General features: G+C 51.2%; 16 protein-coding genes and 1 riboswitch. All 16 genes read left to right on the plus strand.

Translation table 11 applies throughout. The features are described from left to right. The first annotated feature begins 199 nt into the window (after positions 1 to 199). A riboswitch (cobalamin riboswitch) is annotated at positions 200 to 389 on the plus strand. A 121-nt stretch (positions 390 to 510) separates the two neighbouring features. Beyond that, the gene (locus tag SLU01_RS00005; RefSeq protein WP_147054013.1) at positions 511 to 1,494 is read left to right on the plus strand and encodes an ABC transporter substrate-binding protein; all 984 of its coding nucleotides are present in this window, start codon (positions 511 to 513) and stop codon (positions 1,492 to 1,494) included. Further along, positions 1,487 to 2,479: a FecCD family ABC transporter permease gene (locus SLU01_RS00010; RefSeq protein WP_147054015.1), complete on the plus strand. Its 993-nt coding sequence runs from the start codon at positions 1,487 to 1,489 to the stop codon at positions 2,477 to 2,479. Before SLU01_RS00005 ends, SLU01_RS00010 begins: the two co-directional genes overlap by 8 nt. A gap of 1 nt (position 2,480) precedes the next feature. Further along, positions 2,481 to 3,947 (plus strand): adenosylcobinamide amidohydrolase, encoded by a 1,467-nt coding sequence (locus tag SLU01_RS00015; protein ID WP_147054017.1) that lies wholly within the window; start codon positions 2,481 to 2,483, stop codon positions 3,945 to 3,947. Further along, a complete protein-coding gene (gene cbiB, locus SLU01_RS00020) occupies positions 3,947 to 4,903 on the plus strand; it encodes an adenosylcobinamide-phosphate synthase CbiB (RefSeq protein WP_147054020.1) in 957 nt (318 codons plus the stop codon). Before SLU01_RS00015 ends, cbiB begins: the two co-directional genes overlap by 1 nt. Beyond that, positions 4,890 to 5,978 carry a threonine-phosphate decarboxylase CobD gene (cobD, locus tag SLU01_RS00025; protein ID WP_147054022.1) on the plus strand — a complete coding sequence of 363 codons (1,089 nt, stop codon included), beginning with the start codon at positions 4,890 to 4,892 and terminating at the stop codon, positions 5,976 to 5,978. Before cbiB ends, cobD begins: the two co-directional genes overlap by 14 nt. A 349-nt stretch (positions 5,979 to 6,327) precedes the next feature. Then, complete coding sequence (locus SLU01_RS00030; RefSeq protein ID WP_147054024.1) at positions 6,328 to 6,912, plus strand: bifunctional adenosylcobinamide kinase/adenosylcobinamide-phosphate guanylyltransferase; 585 nt, start codon at positions 6,328 to 6,330, stop codon at positions 6,910 to 6,912. Next, entirely contained in the window at positions 6,909 to 7,739 is an 831-nt protein-coding gene (locus SLU01_RS00035) for a cobyric acid synthase (RefSeq protein ID WP_147054026.1), read from the plus strand. The genes SLU01_RS00030 and SLU01_RS00035 overlap by 4 nt, the downstream gene beginning before the upstream one ends. Further along, on the plus strand, positions 7,736 to 8,500 hold the full coding sequence (gene cobS / locus SLU01_RS00040; RefSeq protein ID WP_170232523.1) for an adenosylcobinamide-GDP ribazoletransferase: 765 nt from the start codon (positions 7,736 to 7,738) through the stop codon (positions 8,498 to 8,500). The genes SLU01_RS00035 and cobS overlap by 4 nt, the downstream gene beginning before the upstream one ends. Then, positions 8,473 to 9,078: a histidine phosphatase family protein gene (locus SLU01_RS00045; protein ID WP_147054030.1), complete on the plus strand. Its 606-nt coding sequence runs from the start codon at positions 8,473 to 8,475 to the stop codon at positions 9,076 to 9,078. Before cobS ends, SLU01_RS00045 begins: the two co-directional genes overlap by 28 nt. After that, positions 9,030 to 9,479: a bifunctional adenosylcobinamide kinase/adenosylcobinamide-phosphate guanylyltransferase gene (locus tag SLU01_RS00050; RefSeq protein WP_147054032.1), complete on the plus strand. Its 450-nt coding sequence runs from the start codon at positions 9,030 to 9,032 to the stop codon at positions 9,477 to 9,479. The genes SLU01_RS00045 and SLU01_RS00050 overlap by 49 nt, the downstream gene beginning before the upstream one ends. Continuing rightward, a complete protein-coding gene (locus tag SLU01_RS00055; protein ID WP_147054034.1) occupies positions 9,476 to 10,078 on the plus strand; it encodes a cob(I)yrinic acid a,c-diamide adenosyltransferase in 603 nt (200 codons plus the stop codon). Before SLU01_RS00050 ends, SLU01_RS00055 begins: the two co-directional genes overlap by 4 nt. A 3-nt stretch (positions 10,079 to 10,081) precedes the next feature. Next, positions 10,082 to 10,567 (plus strand): ECF transporter S component, encoded by a 486-nt coding sequence (locus SLU01_RS00060; protein ID WP_147054036.1) that lies wholly within the window; start codon positions 10,082 to 10,084, stop codon positions 10,565 to 10,567. Between the two features lie 287 nt (positions 10,568 to 10,854). Then, a complete protein-coding gene (locus SLU01_RS18145) occupies positions 10,855 to 11,259 on the plus strand; it encodes a hypothetical protein (protein ID WP_246110822.1) in 405 nt (134 codons plus the stop codon). 17 nt (positions 11,260 to 11,276) lie between these two features. Then, positions 11,277 to 11,450, plus strand: coding sequence for a hypothetical protein (locus SLU01_RS17855; RefSeq protein WP_170232524.1), 174 nt, complete (start codon positions 11,277 to 11,279; stop codon positions 11,448 to 11,450). Positions 11,451 to 11,555: 105 nt separating this feature from the next. Beyond that, positions 11,556 to 13,706: a (Fe-S)-binding protein gene (locus tag SLU01_RS00070; protein ID WP_147054040.1), complete on the plus strand. Its 2,151-nt coding sequence runs from the start codon at positions 11,556 to 11,558 to the stop codon at positions 13,704 to 13,706. A gap of 208 nt (positions 13,707 to 13,914) precedes the next feature. Further along, positions 13,915 to 15,102, plus strand: a complete 1,188-nt coding sequence (mmgA, locus tag SLU01_RS00075) for an acetyl-CoA C-acetyltransferase (RefSeq protein WP_147054042.1) — start codon at positions 13,915 to 13,917, stop codon at positions 15,100 to 15,102. Positions 15,103 to 15,104 lie beyond the last annotated feature (2 nt).

Raw genomic sequence — 15,104 nt, forward strand, 5'->3', positions numbered from 1 at the left:
GAACCGTACGTACGGTGGTGTGAGAGGACGGGAGTTAATTACTCCCTCCTACTCGATTGAGGTGGCGGGTTTCGCTACGCAATCAACCCCGGTCGCAACACAACCAACCGCTCCCACAACACAACCAACTCACTTCAGAAAACGCAACCACCTCTCGACAACTCTAAAATCTATAGTATAATAAGTCTCGAAACATAATTACATAGCCAAACATGAAGGTGCCCCGCCGTCAACGCCGGGGTTAAAAGGGAAGCCGGTTCAATGCCGGCGCGGTCCCGCCACTGTATGTGCGAAGCTTGCCGCAACAATGCCACTGGGAGAAATCCCGGGAAGGTGCGGACAAGTGTTAATGCACGAGCCAGGAGACCTGCCTTCATGAGTCACCCGTACCCTACGAGGATAGGTTTGGTGGAAATCAGCACGCTCCTTTGCGTTTAGATTTTTACTAAGCACATCCCTCCGTCCACAAAACGGGGGATTTTTATTTGGAACAAACAGGAGGAAATTGGAATGAAGAAATTTTGGCAATTATGGCTGACAGCTGTTCTCGCTACGTTTTTATTAACAGCTTGCGGCACTTCGGATGATGCGAAAAAGGATGATACCCCGGAAACGGAACAATCGGGCAGTCAAACGACTGATACAGAGCAGGCGGAAGCGTCATTCCCGGTTACGCTCACGGATGCAGTCGGCAATGACATTACGCTTGAACAGGCACCGGAAACAATCGTTTCCATGATGCCGAGCAACACGGAAATCCTATTTGCACTGGGCTTGAATGACGAAATTGTCGGTGTCAACGACTATGACAACTACCCTGAAGAAGCGCTTGAAAAAGAGAAAATCGGCGGTATGGAATTCAACGTGGAAAAAATCGTTGCCATGCAACCGGATGTTGTTTTTGCGCATGAATCCGGCCTTGGCAGTGGTGAAGAAGGACTTCAACAAATCCGCGATGCGGGTATCAACGTATTCGTCGTGAAAAATGCAACGAATTTTGATGAAACCTATACAACGATTGAAACGATCGGACAAGCGACAGGCAAGACAGAAGAAGCGGCAACAATCATCGAGGACATGAAAGCGAAAGTCGAAGAAGTCCTTGCAAAAACAGCAACTGTCGAGAATGAAAAACGCGTATTCATCGAAACTTCGGATGCACCATCCATTTACGCGCCAGGCAAAAATACATTCATGCAGGAAATCCTTGACATGATCGGTGCGGAAAACGTTGTGACAGAAGAGGACTGGGTCATGATCAGCCCCGAAGAGATCGTCAGCCAAAACCCTGACGTCATCATCGTTATGTACAGCTATGTACCGGACATTATTGAAAGCGTGAAAAACCGCGACGGCTTTGCAGACATCACTGCTGTCAAGGAAGACCAAGTCATCCAAGTCGATGAAAACTTAACGAGCCGTACTGGCCCGCGCTTAGCAGAAGGCTTGGAAGAAGTAGCGAAAGCTATCTACCCAGAGGTTTTCGGTGAATAAAGCAACAATTGCCTACATCGTGTCTGCCGCCACACTTATCGTGGCGGTCTGGCTCGGTGTTTCGATTGGAACCGTTAAAATTCCGATCAGCACATTTTGGGATTCATCGGATACGACAGCTTCCAACATCCTTTGGAAAATCAGGATGCCCCGCGTCATTTTAGCAGGGCTCGTCGGCGCATCACTTGCAATCGCGGGAGCCGCCTTCCAAGGGTTGCTGAAAAATCCGCTCGCTGATCCATACACCCTCGGAGTGTCATCCGGCGCCTCTGTCGGTGCCGTTGTGACACTCTTTTTCGGTTTATCGATTCCGATTTTAGGCACATACACCTTACCGATCTTCAGCATGATCGGCGCAGCCTTGACGATGTTCCTCGTCATCGGCTTCGCAAAACTCGTCGACCGTTCAATGAAAATGGAAACGATCATTCTAACCGGGATCATCTTCGGGTCGTTCCTAGGCTCGGTCTTATCGCTTATGATCGCGCTTACAGGCGAAGAACTCAGGCAAATCATCGGTTGGCTCCTCGGCAGTGTTTCGATGCGAGGCTGGAATTACATCCTCATGGTGCTGCCGTTCGTCGTCATTGGCTCATTCATTCTCTGGCTGAACCGCAGGGAATTGAACGCAATGCTATTCGGGGAAGAACGAGCCCATCATTTAGGCGTCAACGTCAAACGCCGGAAATTCATGATTCTTATCGGGGGATCCATACTGACCGGTTCTGCAGTCGCCGTCTCCGGCACCATCGGCTTTGTCGGTCTTGTCGTTCCGCATATGACACGCCTCATGTGGGGTTCGGACCATCGGCATTTACTCACATTATCATTCATGAACGGCGCCTCATTGCTCATCATCTGCGACCTGATTGCACGTACGATCATCTCACCGACGGAACTTCCGGTCGGCGTCATTACAGCATTCATCGGTGCACCGGTGTTCGCGTACATCTTCTACAGACAGAGAAGGAAAGGGGCTATGTAATATGCTGAAAGTCGACAACCTCTCGGGGGGATACGGCAAAGAGCCGATTGTCAAAAACATCTCATTCACTGTGAATAAAGGGGAAGTGCTCGGTATTCTTGGCCCTAATGGAAGCGGGAAATCGACGCTCTTGAAAATCATTTCGGGCATCTTGCAGAAACTGGAAGGAACTGTCCTAATTGACGGGCAAGATGCCGCAGTTTATTCCCAAAAGCAATTTGCCAGAAAGGTCGCGGTCCTTCCGCAGCTCCATGCGCATGCCTTTTCGCATACCGTCAAAGACACCGTAGCGCTAGGCAGGTACCCGCACCAGTCCGGGATTTTCTCGTCCTGGTCGGATGAAGATGAGCGGGCAGTGACCGAAGCACTTGAGTATACGGGCGTTACCCGCTACAAAGACAAGCCGATCGAACTGCTATCAGGCGGTGAGCAGCAGCGTGTCTTCGTCGCACAAGCACTCGCGCAAGAAGCACCTATTCTCTTGCTCGACGAACCGACGAACCATCTCGACATCGCCCATCAGCAACAATTACTCGACACGATTCGTAAGCATTCAGGCGAAAAAGGCGTCACCGTCATCTCCGTCTTCCATGACATCAATCTCGCGTCGCTCTACTGCGACCGACTGCTCCTTATGGAAAAAGGGCAAGTAGCGACAATCGGCGACCCGAAAGACGTCATCCAAGAAGCGACAATCGGCACCGTGTACAATGCGCGCGTAAAAACACAGCCGCACCCCGAACTGCCGAAGCCGCAAATGACGCTCCTCCCTGATACAATGGAGGAAAGAAAACCGTTTACTGTCAATAAACAGCACTTTGCCATCTCGGCGGATCACGTTTCATTCAAAGTCGAGCAGCCTTTAAAAACAATCTCATCCGCCGTCACGAACCCGGGCATGGGGTGGTTCCGCGCATTCGTCAACCGCCACGTCGACGCTAACTATAACTGCGACGACGTCAAAGCGGAAATGGCGCAATATCTTGAACAACGCGGCTACCATCTCACAGACACCGTCGGCATGATGACCGCCGTCACGACTGAGCACGCGGAAATCGGAGAATACGAAGGAGACTTCGGAACAGTCCTCATCATGGTAACAGCAGGCGTCGGCAATGCTGTTGATGTTTCGCAAGCGGTAACGCGCGAGCAACGCGTCGGCACCATCAACACATGGGTCATCGTCAACGGTCATCTGCCCGACGAAGCATTCATCCAAGCGATGATCACGGCAACCGAAGCAAAAACGAAAGCATTGCATACCGAAAACATCAAAGACCCGCTCACCGGCACAATCGCGACCGGCACATCGACCGACAGCCTGCTCATCGCGGCGACGCAAGAAGGCGAGCACTTGCCGTACGCGGGCCCAATCACCCCACTCGGCAAACTGATCGGCCACGGCGTCTACGACTGTACGATTCGCGCAATCCAAGCGTACAAAAAAGCGAAAGGATGGACCTCATAATGCAAGCCCATTTTGTTGCAATCGCGTTAGGGTTCGTCCTTGACCGCCTCATCGGGGATCCCCCGAACTGGCCGCATCCTGTCAGATGGATCGGCACACTCATCTCGAAACTCACCGCAGTCCTGAACAAAGGGCGTGCCCGCGTACTAAAGGGCGCCGGTATGCTGTTCATCATGCTTTTCATCGTTACGGCAATCGTGCTGACAATCGTCGGCATCGCCTACCAAATACATATTGTTTTCGGGATCATCCTTGAAGGTGTGTTGATCGCCATCGGGCTTGCCCAGAAAAGTTTGAAGGATGCCGCGCTCGAAGTGCATGATCCCCTCGTGGCGGGAGATATGGATGAAGCTAGGAAAAAACTCTCCTGGATCGTCGGCCGCGACACTGACAAACTGAAAGAAGCAGGGATCGCCCGCGGAGCGATCGAAACCGTCTCTGAAAACACATCAGACGGCGTTACGTCTCCATTGTTTTGGGCTTTTTTATTCGGGGCGCCTGGCTTATGGATGTATAAGACCGTCAACACGCTTGATTCAATGATTGGCTACAAAGATGACCGTTATCATGAATTCGGCAAGTTTTCCGCGCGCGCGGACGACGTGTTGAACTTCATTCCCGCGCGGATTACAGGGTTTCTTATTCTGTTGACGACTTCGAATGAAGGCGGAATCCCATTTGGAAAGCGGTTCGTCGGCTGGGGGAGAGATGCGAGGCGGCACCCAAGCCCGAACAGTGGATTCCTTGAAGCGGCGACCGCTTGGCAGCTCGGTGTTAAACTGGGCGGGAAAAGTACATATAGAGGGATCGTTTCCGAACGACCGGAAATCGGCCCTGGACAAAAGCCGTTGAAAGCGGCACATATCAAAGCGGCAATCGGGCAAATGCACGCAGCTTCTTTCGCCTTTTGGATACTAATGACAATCATTGGAGTGATTTTCTATGCAATTGCCTGAACACGGGGCGAATCCTTCCCACGTCTATGACCGGCTGGGAGTGACACCGCCCGCACGGATAACGGATTTCAGTGAAAACTGCAATCCGGCGGGACCTCCGCGGGCCGTCCTTGAGTTGTGGCCGGAACTCATTTCACGATTAAACGCCTACCCAGATCCTTCCGGAGAACCGTTCCTGTCGAAGGTCGCCGACTATCACGGCGTCGCTCCTTCATCAGTTATTGCAGGGAACGGGGCAGCCGAATTATTGTCGCTCATCGCAGAGCGGTATCGTGGGAAACGGGCGCTCGTCGTCCATCCGACGTTTTCGGAATATGAAGCGACATTGCGAGCGAAAGGCGTGGAGGTCGTCCGCCTCATTGCTTCAGAGGAGGAAGGCTTCAAGTTGCCGGTGGAGGCGATTTTGGAAGCATTGCCTTCTGCAGACGTTCTCTATTTATGCACGCCGAACAACCCGACAGGCATCATGCCGGAACGCGTGGATCTAGCGGCGATTTTGAAGAAAGCGGGAGAAGCGGGCTGTGAAGTCGTGCTCGACGAAGCGTTTGTCGATTTCATCGATGAAAGCAAGTCATTCATTCCTGAACTGCGAGACTTTCCTCACGTCTTGATCGTCCGCTCAATGACGAAAATGTACGCCATCCCGGGAATCCGCCTCGGCTACGCCGTCGCGCATCCCGTCGTCATCGCGGAAATGAAAGCACAAGCTCCCCATTGGAACGTCAACGGCATGGCGGCCGCAATCGGCGCAGTTTGCCTCGAGCAAGAAGCCTATCGCAACGCGGCAATCCGCCATGCCCGGGAAGAACGCGAAAAAATGACAGCATTTCTGAAACAGCATGGCTGCACAGTAACCGACTCCGAAACGAACTTCCTCGCCTTTAAGCCGGAAGACGCTGGAAAACTATACAAAGACATGCTTGCACGAGGCATCGTGTTACGACACTCGGAAAACTTCCACGGCATGGACGGCCGCTGGCTCCGCATCGGCATGAAAAGCGTTGTGGAAATGGAAGAACTGCGCGCAGAGCTTGCAGATTGGTTCGAGCAAGAAGCTGTAAACGGGAAAGAATGAGCCGTTCTTGGAAGAAACGAGCCGTTGTGCGAAAGAATGAGCCGTTCGTGGGATAAACGAGCCGTGCAAAAGATGTACCGTTTTGAAAAAGAATGAGAACTTTTTGGTGATGAACGAGAACGCTTGGCGAGGTAATGAGAACTCTTTGAAATTGAATGAGAACTTTAAGCGGAAAATGAGAACTGATTCAAGAAGAATGAGAACTTTCCAGGCAAGAACGAGAACTTGCCTTTCCATAACCGCGAGGACAGCCAAACTGCCTGGTGTTTTCACCTCGCGCCAAATGCATCTAACAATTCAACGAACTTATACAGGGAAAAAATGAACAGAACGGTGGTCCGATTGCATAATGGGAAAACTGACATTCATCAGCGGCGGGGTGCGGAGCGGAAAGAGCGCTTTTGCGGAAAAACTGCTCGTCGAAGAGGCAACTGCCGTGCAAGGCAGACTCGTCTACATCGCTTCAGGCCGCGCGACCGATCAGGAAATGCGTCAACGAATTGATAGGCATAAGTTGGATAGGGCCACTCAATCTTGGACGACAATCGAGCAGCAGACGAACCTCCATGAAACGTTATCGTCCATTCAACCGAACGACTTTGTCCTCTGGGATTGCCTTACGACTTGGCTGGCGAATGAACTGTACACAGAACAAGACGGGCAGTTTTGCATCCAAATTGAAAACTGTATGGAGCAGAAAGCGAAAAAGATGCTTGAAACAGTAGAACAAATCCATTCAATAGCAGCACATTTCGTTATCGTTTCAAATGAAGTGCTTGACGAGCCCGCTTCCATTTACGAAGAGACGCAAAAATACAGCGAATGGATCGGCAAGCTCCATCAACAGCTTGTCGGCATGAGCGACAATGCCATCGAAATGGACTACGGCTTGCCGCAATACTGGAAACGGGAAGGGCAGGTGGTTGTGCGATGAAAGGAATCATGGTAATGGGAACGGCGTCCGACGTCGGAAAGACGATGATTTGCACGGCGTTTTGCAGGCTGCTATCGGATGAAGGATTGCGGGTAGCCCCATTCAAATCGCAGAATATGTCGCGATTTTCCGCAAGAACTGAAAATGGGGAAGAAATGAGCCGGGCGCAGTATTTACAAGCGGAAGCCGCTCGCACGACGCCAATCATCGAAATGAATCCGATCCTCATAAAACCGATTGGCGGGATGAAGTCGGATGTCCGGTTTTTCGGTGAAACGTTTGACGCGGTCGATGGATTCGCCTACCGCGAACAGTTTTTCACGAAAGCGCTAGAAGCAATTCGCTCGTCGCTCGCTCGACTCGCGGAAACGTTTGACGTCGTCGTAACCGAAGGCGCTGGGAGTCCCGCCGAAGTGAATTTGAACGACCGGGAAATCGTCAATATGCGGGTCGCGGATATGGCAGATGTGCCGGTTTTGCTCGTTGCCGATATCGACCGTGGCGGCGCGATCGCTTCGATTGTCGGCACGCTCCAATTGCTTGCTCCGGAACACCGGGCGCGCGTGAAAGGGATCATCATTAATAAATTCCACGGAAACGTATCCCTATTCCAAGAAGGCGTCGATTTCATTGAAACGCACACGGGCATTCGCGTCGTCGGGGTCATCCCGCATATGATGAATCACGGGATTGAAGAAGAGGACGCGGACCGGCCGATGTCGGAGGCGCTGACAGATGCCGACGTGTACGATGAATGGGCGAAACATGTGAAGGCGCATGTCGATTGGCCGTTTGTCCGGTCAATCATCGAGGAGTCGGGCGGATGAACGGGCTACTGCTGGCGCTACAGTTTTTCACTTCGATCCCGGTGAGCAAAGAGTTGCCGATGGAGCAAAAAGACGTGACGCGGATGTATATCGCGCTGCCGTTTGCCGGCGGGCTGATCGGGCTTGTGATGTACGGAATTGCGCTGTTGTTCGTTGAAGGGATCGGCACGGGACCGTTGCTCGCCGCTGTATTTGTCGTCGTGACGGGCGCTGCGTTGACAGGCGGCCTGCATATGGATGGATTTGCGGACACGGGAGATGCTTTTTTTTCGTATCGCGATCGTGAAAAGCGGCTTGAAATACTGGACGATCCGCGTATCGGCGCGTTCGGGACGATGGCTGTTATTATGTTGATTGTCGTGAAAGTGGCTTTATTCCATGAGTTATTGATGCAAAATAATGGGCTGTTGCCGTTGTTCATTGCCATCCCGTTTGTAGCACGTGTGGGCATGAATTTGTATTTCGCAACGACGCGCCTTGCGAAGGAAAAAGGGATTGCACATTTCTTCAAAGGGAAGCTTGGCGCGGGAAGATTGATTAGCTTGTCGGCCGTTTTTGGCATTGCGGTATTGATGGTACTTGGATTTGTGCTTCAATCCATCGTCGTTCCTGTAGTGGTGGTTGCCGTGCTCATAGCGGGTCTGTTTCTATTCAGAAGGTGGTCGCTGAAGCATTTCGGGGGCGTTTCGGGTGATCTTTGCGGAGCGTTCATCGAAGGGATGGAGGCGTTGTTATGGCTGGCAGTCATCATTTGTATTTAATTCGCCATTTGCCGACTGCCGGAAATCGTGCGAGGAAATATATCGGATGGACGGATGAGCCGATTGAAACGGCGGACGTGGAGTTGGAAGCGTATCGGGAAGTGTTGATGCCGGAAAGTGGAATCGTCTATGGGAGCGATCTGTTGCGGGCGAAGGAAAGCGCAGAATTGCTTTTTCCGGGGGCTGTATATCGGGCGGATGCGCGATTCCGAGAATGCAATTTTGGCGATTTTGAAGGAAAAACGTATGCCGACCTTGAAATGGATAAGGACTACCGCGCCTGGTTGGATAATATGCGTGAGCTTGCTCCGCGGGACGGGGAAAGCCTTGCGGTTGTGGAGGTGCGGGTGCTTGAAGCACTTTTGGAATTGCCGAACGGCGCTGCTGTCGTTACGCATGGCGGTCCGATCCGCATCGCGCTCTCTCAGTTTTCAAAGGAACCGCAGGGTTTCTGGTCATGGCAAGTCCCTCACGGATCGGCTTGGAAATTTGAGTGGCAAAGTTATGAGAAGTTAAAGGAGGGCGGACGATGCGTGTCATTATCGGAGGTGCCCATAACGGGAAAAGAGACTATGTAAAAAAACTGCTCGCCGGCAAGGAACACCGTTGGCTCGACTGCCAAACCCTCCACGCTGGTGCCTGCCACCAACACAATTCCGGTGATATGAATATTCAAAACTTTTCGGGTGACAGGCACCATAGTGTGGTGGTTGTTGATCGTGTTGAGTGTTGGTTGGCGGAGACCAATTTGGGTGAGGCAGAAGCGGTTGAGTTGTTGTTGAAGGCGACGAATGGGAAGAATGTCATTTTCATCTTGACGGATATCGGGCGGGGCATCGTGCCGATGGATGCAGGACAGCGGGCATTGCGCGATGCGTGCGGCAGGTTGTACCAGCAATTGATGGAGCGTGCGGATGAAGTGACGAGGATTTGGTACGGATTGCCACAAACATTAAAGAAAAGGGGAGAAATTATATGAAAATCTATACAAAGACCGGGGACAAAGGGCAAACGAGCTTGATTGGAGGACGTGTCGACAAGGATAGCCTTCGCGTGGAAGCTTATGGCACGATGGACGAACTGAATTCTTTCATCGGCAAAGCGATGACGGAACTTGCTGGCGAGAAATTCGCAGACTTGCTTGCGGATCTGGAAGCGATTCAAAATGAGCTATTCGATGGCGGAGGAGATTTAGCGAATGTTATGAAAGAGCGCCATTATAAATTATCCGATGAGCCGATCGAGGTGTTGGAGCAGCGGATTGACGCGCTCATGGAAGAAGCACCGCCTCTTGAGAAATTCATCCTTCCAGGTGGATCGCCTGCAGCCGCCACTTTGCATATCGCACGTACAGTGACGCGCCGGGCAGAACGGTTGACGGTGACATTGATGAAAGCGGAAGAAGAAGTGCCGGCAACTGTGCAACGGTATTTGAACCGTCTATCCGATTATCTTTTCGTAGCAGCACGTATCGTCAATGCACGTCTTGGCGTTCCTGATAATGAATACGTCCGCAGCGCGAAAGTGTTCCGGACCGGAAAGAAAGATAAAAAGAAAGATAAAAAGAAAGAGGATTGACAAATGAAGTTAAAAACGATGACAGTAACCGCGTTATTCGCTGCGCTCTGTGCGGTCGGCGGCTTCATCAAAATCCCGTCTGGCGTCGGCTCTTTGGCGCTTGATACGGTACCGGCATTGCTTGCGGCTTCTTTCCTGCCGCCGTTCTTCGTCGGATTCGCCTCGATGGCGGGACATCTCGCGTCCGCCATGTACGCGGGGTTTCCGCTAGGTCCATTCCATCTCCTGATCGCGATTGAAATGCTGATCATCCTTTATGTTTTTGCGCGTTTGCATAAGGCGGGCCGTCATTCGTGGAAGTGGATTTTCTTCGTTGTCGCGAACGGGTTGCTTGCGCCATTGCCGTTTTATTTCCTTGTATCGCCCGCATTCTTTGTCGGTGCGGTGCCGGCGATTTTACTGGCGACTGTATTGAATGCAATTGTGGCGGCAGTCGTCATGCCTGTGCTGTCAAAAGCGGCTAGCGGCAGATTCGGATTAGTTCGATGAGAAATGCGGTTTCGGTCGGCGACGGGTTAATTGTTACAACCGACAATTCAGGCGGCATCGGGGAGAAATCGCATGACCTGGTGAAGGCTCCTGATCAAGTGACCGCGTATTTCGCCGCCCGTGTCGCGTTGCTCGAGCAGTGGGCAGCGCAGGCCGACCCGATCGCTGTGCTTATACATAATTTTAGCGGCGAAGGAAGTTGGGCGCAGTACGTCACTGGCACAGAAAAGGCTTTCCAGGAATCAAATATGGAGCCACCGCCGATCACCGGCAGCACGGAGACAAATATGGAGCTCATACAATCGGCGGTCGCGATAACGATGATCGGGAAAAAACGCGAGGTGCCGGTTACTCCGAATCTCGAATGGTACGTGTATGGCACCCCGCTCGTCGGGAATGAAGTGCTGGAAAGGTCTGATGAAATCGCATCATTGGGATTCATCAGGGAAGCGATGGAGAACGGCTGCGTACGACAGATCTGGCCTGTTGGTTCTACGGGGATATTAGCAGAATACAGAAAGTTGACAGGGGAGCCGGATGTCGAGATTGTAGCCGATATTAACGTCACCGCATCCGCCGGCCCCGCTACAGCGGTTCTAGTTGGCATCACCGAGGACGATATCGAACAAGCGCTACGAATTCTAGGCGATCCATTGCGGAAAATAGTAAAGACTGACAGCTTCCGAGGTTGAATGGAAGCTGTTTTTATATGCGTGCGTTCATAAATGCTGCTTTCGCGCTCAAGCAATCCGCCCGCGCGCTCAAAGCTGCCGTTTCCGCGCTCAAGAAAGCCACCATCGCGCTCATAGCCTCCACCTTCGCCCGCGCGCTCATAAAATTCCAACCCTACGAAAAAGTATGGCAAAATAAAAAAATCCATTGACTGAATGCTCATTCATATCTTAGACTATGTAATAGAACATCGACATAGTTTCTGTTTTCTACTACACTATTCATAAGAATCAACATAAGGGAAGGAGAATATGCAATGAATGCATTATTAATAGCTAACTGGATTTTATTCTTGGCCGTTGTCGCGTATGCGCTTGCATTGTTCACCCATTTGATCACGTCGCGCACGAAATTTATTAAACTCGGACGGAAAGAAGAGTTCGACAATAATGTTTCGCGTCGGTTAAAAGCAATTTGGGTAAATGTTTTTGGACAGAAAAAACTATTGAAGGATAAGAAAAGTGGAACGATCCACGTCATGTTCTTCTACGGATTCCTGCTCGTTCAGTTTGGGGCGATTGACCTCATTTGGAAAGGCTTGAAGCCTGGGTCGCATTTGCCATTCGGACCGATTTATGGAGGATTTACATTCTTCCAGGAAATCGTTGTAGCTGTCATTTTAATTGCGGTTGTTTGGGCTTTCCATCGCCGTTACGTTGAAAAGCTTGTCCGCTTGAAGCGCGGTTGGAAATCAGGGCTTGTATTGATTTTCATCGGAACACTTATGCTTTCGACGCTTATCGCGAACGGAGCAAACATGATTTGGCAAGGGCATGAAACGACTTGGACGGAGCCGATGGCATCTGGAATTGCAACCGTTTTCAGTTTCATGAGCCCGACTGCCGCAGCGGTTGTCTTCTTCATCGCTTGGTGGATTCACTTGCTGACATTGCTGACATTCCTCGTCTACGTGCCGCAATCGAAGCATGCGCACTTAATCGCGGGACCGGTCAATACGTATATGATGCGTTTTGATCGCAGAGGAAAGCTTGCGCCGATCGATTTTGAAGCGCTTGAAGAAGCGGAAGACGAAGATGAGATGCCTGCACTTGGAGTAGGCAAGATCACCGATTTCACACAAAAACAGATGATCGACTTCTACGCTTGCGTTGAATGCGGTCGCTGTACGAATATGTGTCCAGCTACTGGGACGGGTAAAATGCTGTCCCCGATGGATTTAATTACAAAACTTCGTGATAATTTGACGAATACAGGCGCGCTCGTGACGAAGAAACAACCATGGGTGCCGGCTCCAATGTTCAAAAACACGAAAGGCAATCAAATCGCGCTTGCTGCTGGTTTAGAAGGCGCAACGCTTGAAGATATTTACAATCCATCCTTGATTGGCGATGTCATCACGGAAGAGGAAATTTGGGCCTGTACGACTTGCCGTAACTGTGAGGACCAATGTCCGGTAATGAACGAGCACGTCGACAAAATCATCGACCTTCGCCGTTATCTTGTCATGACGGAAGGGAAGATGGATGCGGATGCGCAACGTGCGATGACGAACATCGAGCGTCAGGGCAATCCGTGGGGTCTGAACCGTAAAGAGAAAGAGAAATGGCGCGACATGCGTCCGGATCTTCATATTCCAACAGTGAAGGAATTGAAGAAAGCGGACGAAGAGTTCGAATACCTCCTATGGGTCGGCTCGATGGGTGCATTCGACAACCGTTCGCAAAAGATCGCACTTGCTTTCGCGCATCTCATGAACGAAGCGGGAGTCAAATTCGCCATCCTTGGGAATAAAGAAAAGAACTCCGGTGACACGCCGCGCCGTCTCGGAAATGAGTTCCTATTCCAAGAACTTGCGACTGCCAACATCGACGAATTCGAAAAAGCGGGCGTCAAGAAAATCGTCACAATCGACCCGCATGCATACAATATATTCAAGAACGAATATCCGGATTTCGGCTTCAAAGCGGAAGTCCTCCACCATACCGAAATGCTGTACGACCTCGTCATGGCAGGTAAGTTGAAGCCCGTGCATCCAATCAATGAAACGATCACGTTCCATGATTCGTGCTACCTCGGCAGATATAATGACGTATACGATGCGCCGCGGGAAATCCTCAAATCGATTCCGGGCGTCAACCTTGTCGAGATGAAGCGTAACCGCCAAGACGGCATGTGCTGTGGAGCGGGCGGCGGACTGATGTGGATGGAAGAAGATACAGGCCACCGCGTCAACGTCGCTCGTACGGAACAAGCAATGGAAGTAAGCCCCGGCATCATTTCTTCCGGATGTCCGTACTGCTTGACGATGCTGTCCGACGGTACGAAAGCGATCGAAGTGGAAGACAAAGTCGGAACATACGACATCGCAGAACTTCTCGAAAGATCGATCTTCGGCGAAGACTTCCAACCGGCAGTTGAAGAGGAAGAAGAACCGGCTTTGCAATAAACAGCCAATTAATACGGGATATTGCAACAATTAAAAGTGAGCGGTATAATTAAGAAAATTAGGAGCTTGGCGAATACTAAGCTACTGAAAATTGATAGGGAGTCCTCGTACTCCCTATTTTTTCGAATAACAACCGAGCGAGCGTTCAGTCATTCTTACTGCAAGCTGAAATGAAAACGTTATCATTGTGAAATGGAGGAGAGGGAAAATGAGTAAAACAGTCATTATCGATGGAGCACGTACGCCATTCGGGAAATTCGGCGGTGCGTTAGCCAATCAAACAGCGAGCGACCTTGGCGCAATTGCCATTAAGGAAGCATTGAAACGGGCAGATGTGAAAGAAGCGGACATAGACGAAGTGATTCTCGGTACGGTGCTGCAAGCAGGGCAAGGGCAAATCCCATCCAGACAGGCGGCGACAAAAGCGGGCCTTCCATGGTCCGTGAAAACCGAGACGATCAATAAAGTATGTGCTTCCGGCATGCGCAGCGTAACGCTCGCAGACCAGCTCATCAGGCTCGGAGACGAAGAAGTAATCGTGGCGGGAGGCATGGAATCAATGTCCAATGCCCCTTACTATTTGCCGAAAGGCCGCTTCGGCTTGAAAATGGGCGACACGCAATTAGTGGACGGCATGATTTACGATGGCCTCTCCTGTTCATTCTCACCGGATCATGTCCATATGGGAACATACGGAAATCTGACGGCGGATGAGTTTTCATTAACACGTGAAAAGCAAGACGAATGGTCATTGCGCAGCCATGAACGTGCAATAGCTGCAATGGACGAAGGGAAATTTGCAGAAGAAATCGTAGCGGTCGAAATCCCGCAACGTAAAGGGGATCCCGTCCAAGTGGATGCAGATGAAGCGCCGCGCAGGGACACGTCGCTCGAAACGTTGGCGAAATTGCGTCCGGCTTTCGGGAAAGACGGTACGATTACCGCAGGCAACGCACCTGGCGTCAATGACGGTGCATGCGCGATGGTCCTTATGAATGAAGAACGCGCGCTGAAAGAAGGCAAAAAGCCGCTAGCAACGATTATCGGCCACGCCGAAGTCGCCATCGAGCCTGAAAACTTCCCGCAAACACCAGGCCTCGTAATCAATGCATTGCTTGAGAAGACAGGCAAAGAGCTGAAAGACATCGACCTTTTTGAAATAAACGAAGCCTTCGCGGCTGTCGCATTGGCAAGCTCGCAAATCGCCAGCCTTGACCCTGAAAAAGTGAACGTCAACGGCGGAGCGGTCGCTCTTGGCCATCCAATCGGCGCAAGCGGAGCACGCATTATTCTAACACTCGCTTATGAGCTGAAACGCCGCGGCGGCGGAATCGGCATTGCCGCAATCTGTTCAGGCGGCGGGCAAGGCGACGCGATTATGATTGAAGTTAAATAAAA

This window comes from Sporosarcina luteola (genome assembly GCF_007991495.1).
GTDB lineage: Bacteria > Bacillota > Bacilli > Bacillales_A > Planococcaceae > Sporosarcina > Sporosarcina luteola.

Bases quoted from the DNA above. Each gene is read 5' to 3' on its own strand.
- SLU01_RS00005 (WP_147054013.1), top strand. From the start codon at position 511: ATGAAGAAATTTTGGCAATTATGGCTGACAGCTGTTCTCGCTACGTTT.
- SLU01_RS00015 (WP_147054017.1), top strand. From the start codon at position 2,481: ATGCTGAAAGTCGACAACCTCTCGGGGGGATACGGCAAAGAGCCGATT.
- cbiB (WP_147054020.1), top strand. From the start codon at position 3,947: ATGCAAGCCCATTTTGTTGCAATCGCGTTAGGGTTCGTCCTTGACCGC.
- cobD (WP_147054022.1), top strand. From the start codon at position 4,890: ATGCAATTGCCTGAACACGGGGCGAATCCTTCCCACGTCTATGACCGG.
- SLU01_RS00030 (WP_147054024.1), top strand. From the start codon at position 6,328: ATGGGAAAACTGACATTCATCAGCGGCGGGGTGCGGAGCGGAAAGAGC.
- SLU01_RS00035 (WP_147054026.1), top strand. From the start codon at position 6,909: ATGAAAGGAATCATGGTAATGGGAACGGCGTCCGACGTCGGAAAGACG.
- cobS (WP_170232523.1), top strand. From the start codon at position 7,736: ATGAACGGGCTACTGCTGGCGCTACAGTTTTTCACTTCGATCCCGGTG.
- SLU01_RS00045 (WP_147054030.1), top strand. From the start codon at position 8,473: ATGGCTGGCAGTCATCATTTGTATTTAATTCGCCATTTGCCGACTGCC.
- SLU01_RS00050 (WP_147054032.1), top strand. From the start codon at position 9,030: ATGCGTGTCATTATCGGAGGTGCCCATAACGGGAAAAGAGACTATGTA.
- SLU01_RS00055 (WP_147054034.1), top strand. From the start codon at position 9,476: ATGAAAATCTATACAAAGACCGGGGACAAAGGGCAAACGAGCTTGATT.
- SLU01_RS00060 (WP_147054036.1), top strand. From the start codon at position 10,082: ATGAAGTTAAAAACGATGACAGTAACCGCGTTATTCGCTGCGCTCTGT.
- SLU01_RS18145 (WP_246110822.1), top strand. From the start codon at position 10,855: ATGGAGCTCATACAATCGGCGGTCGCGATAACGATGATCGGGAAAAAA.
- SLU01_RS17855 (WP_170232524.1), top strand. From the start codon at position 11,277: ATGCGTGCGTTCATAAATGCTGCTTTCGCGCTCAAGCAATCCGCCCGC.
- SLU01_RS00070 (WP_147054040.1), top strand. From the start codon at position 11,556: ATGAATGCATTATTAATAGCTAACTGGATTTTATTCTTGGCCGTTGTC.
- mmgA (WP_147054042.1), top strand. From the start codon at position 13,915: ATGAGTAAAACAGTCATTATCGATGGAGCACGTACGCCATTCGGGAAA.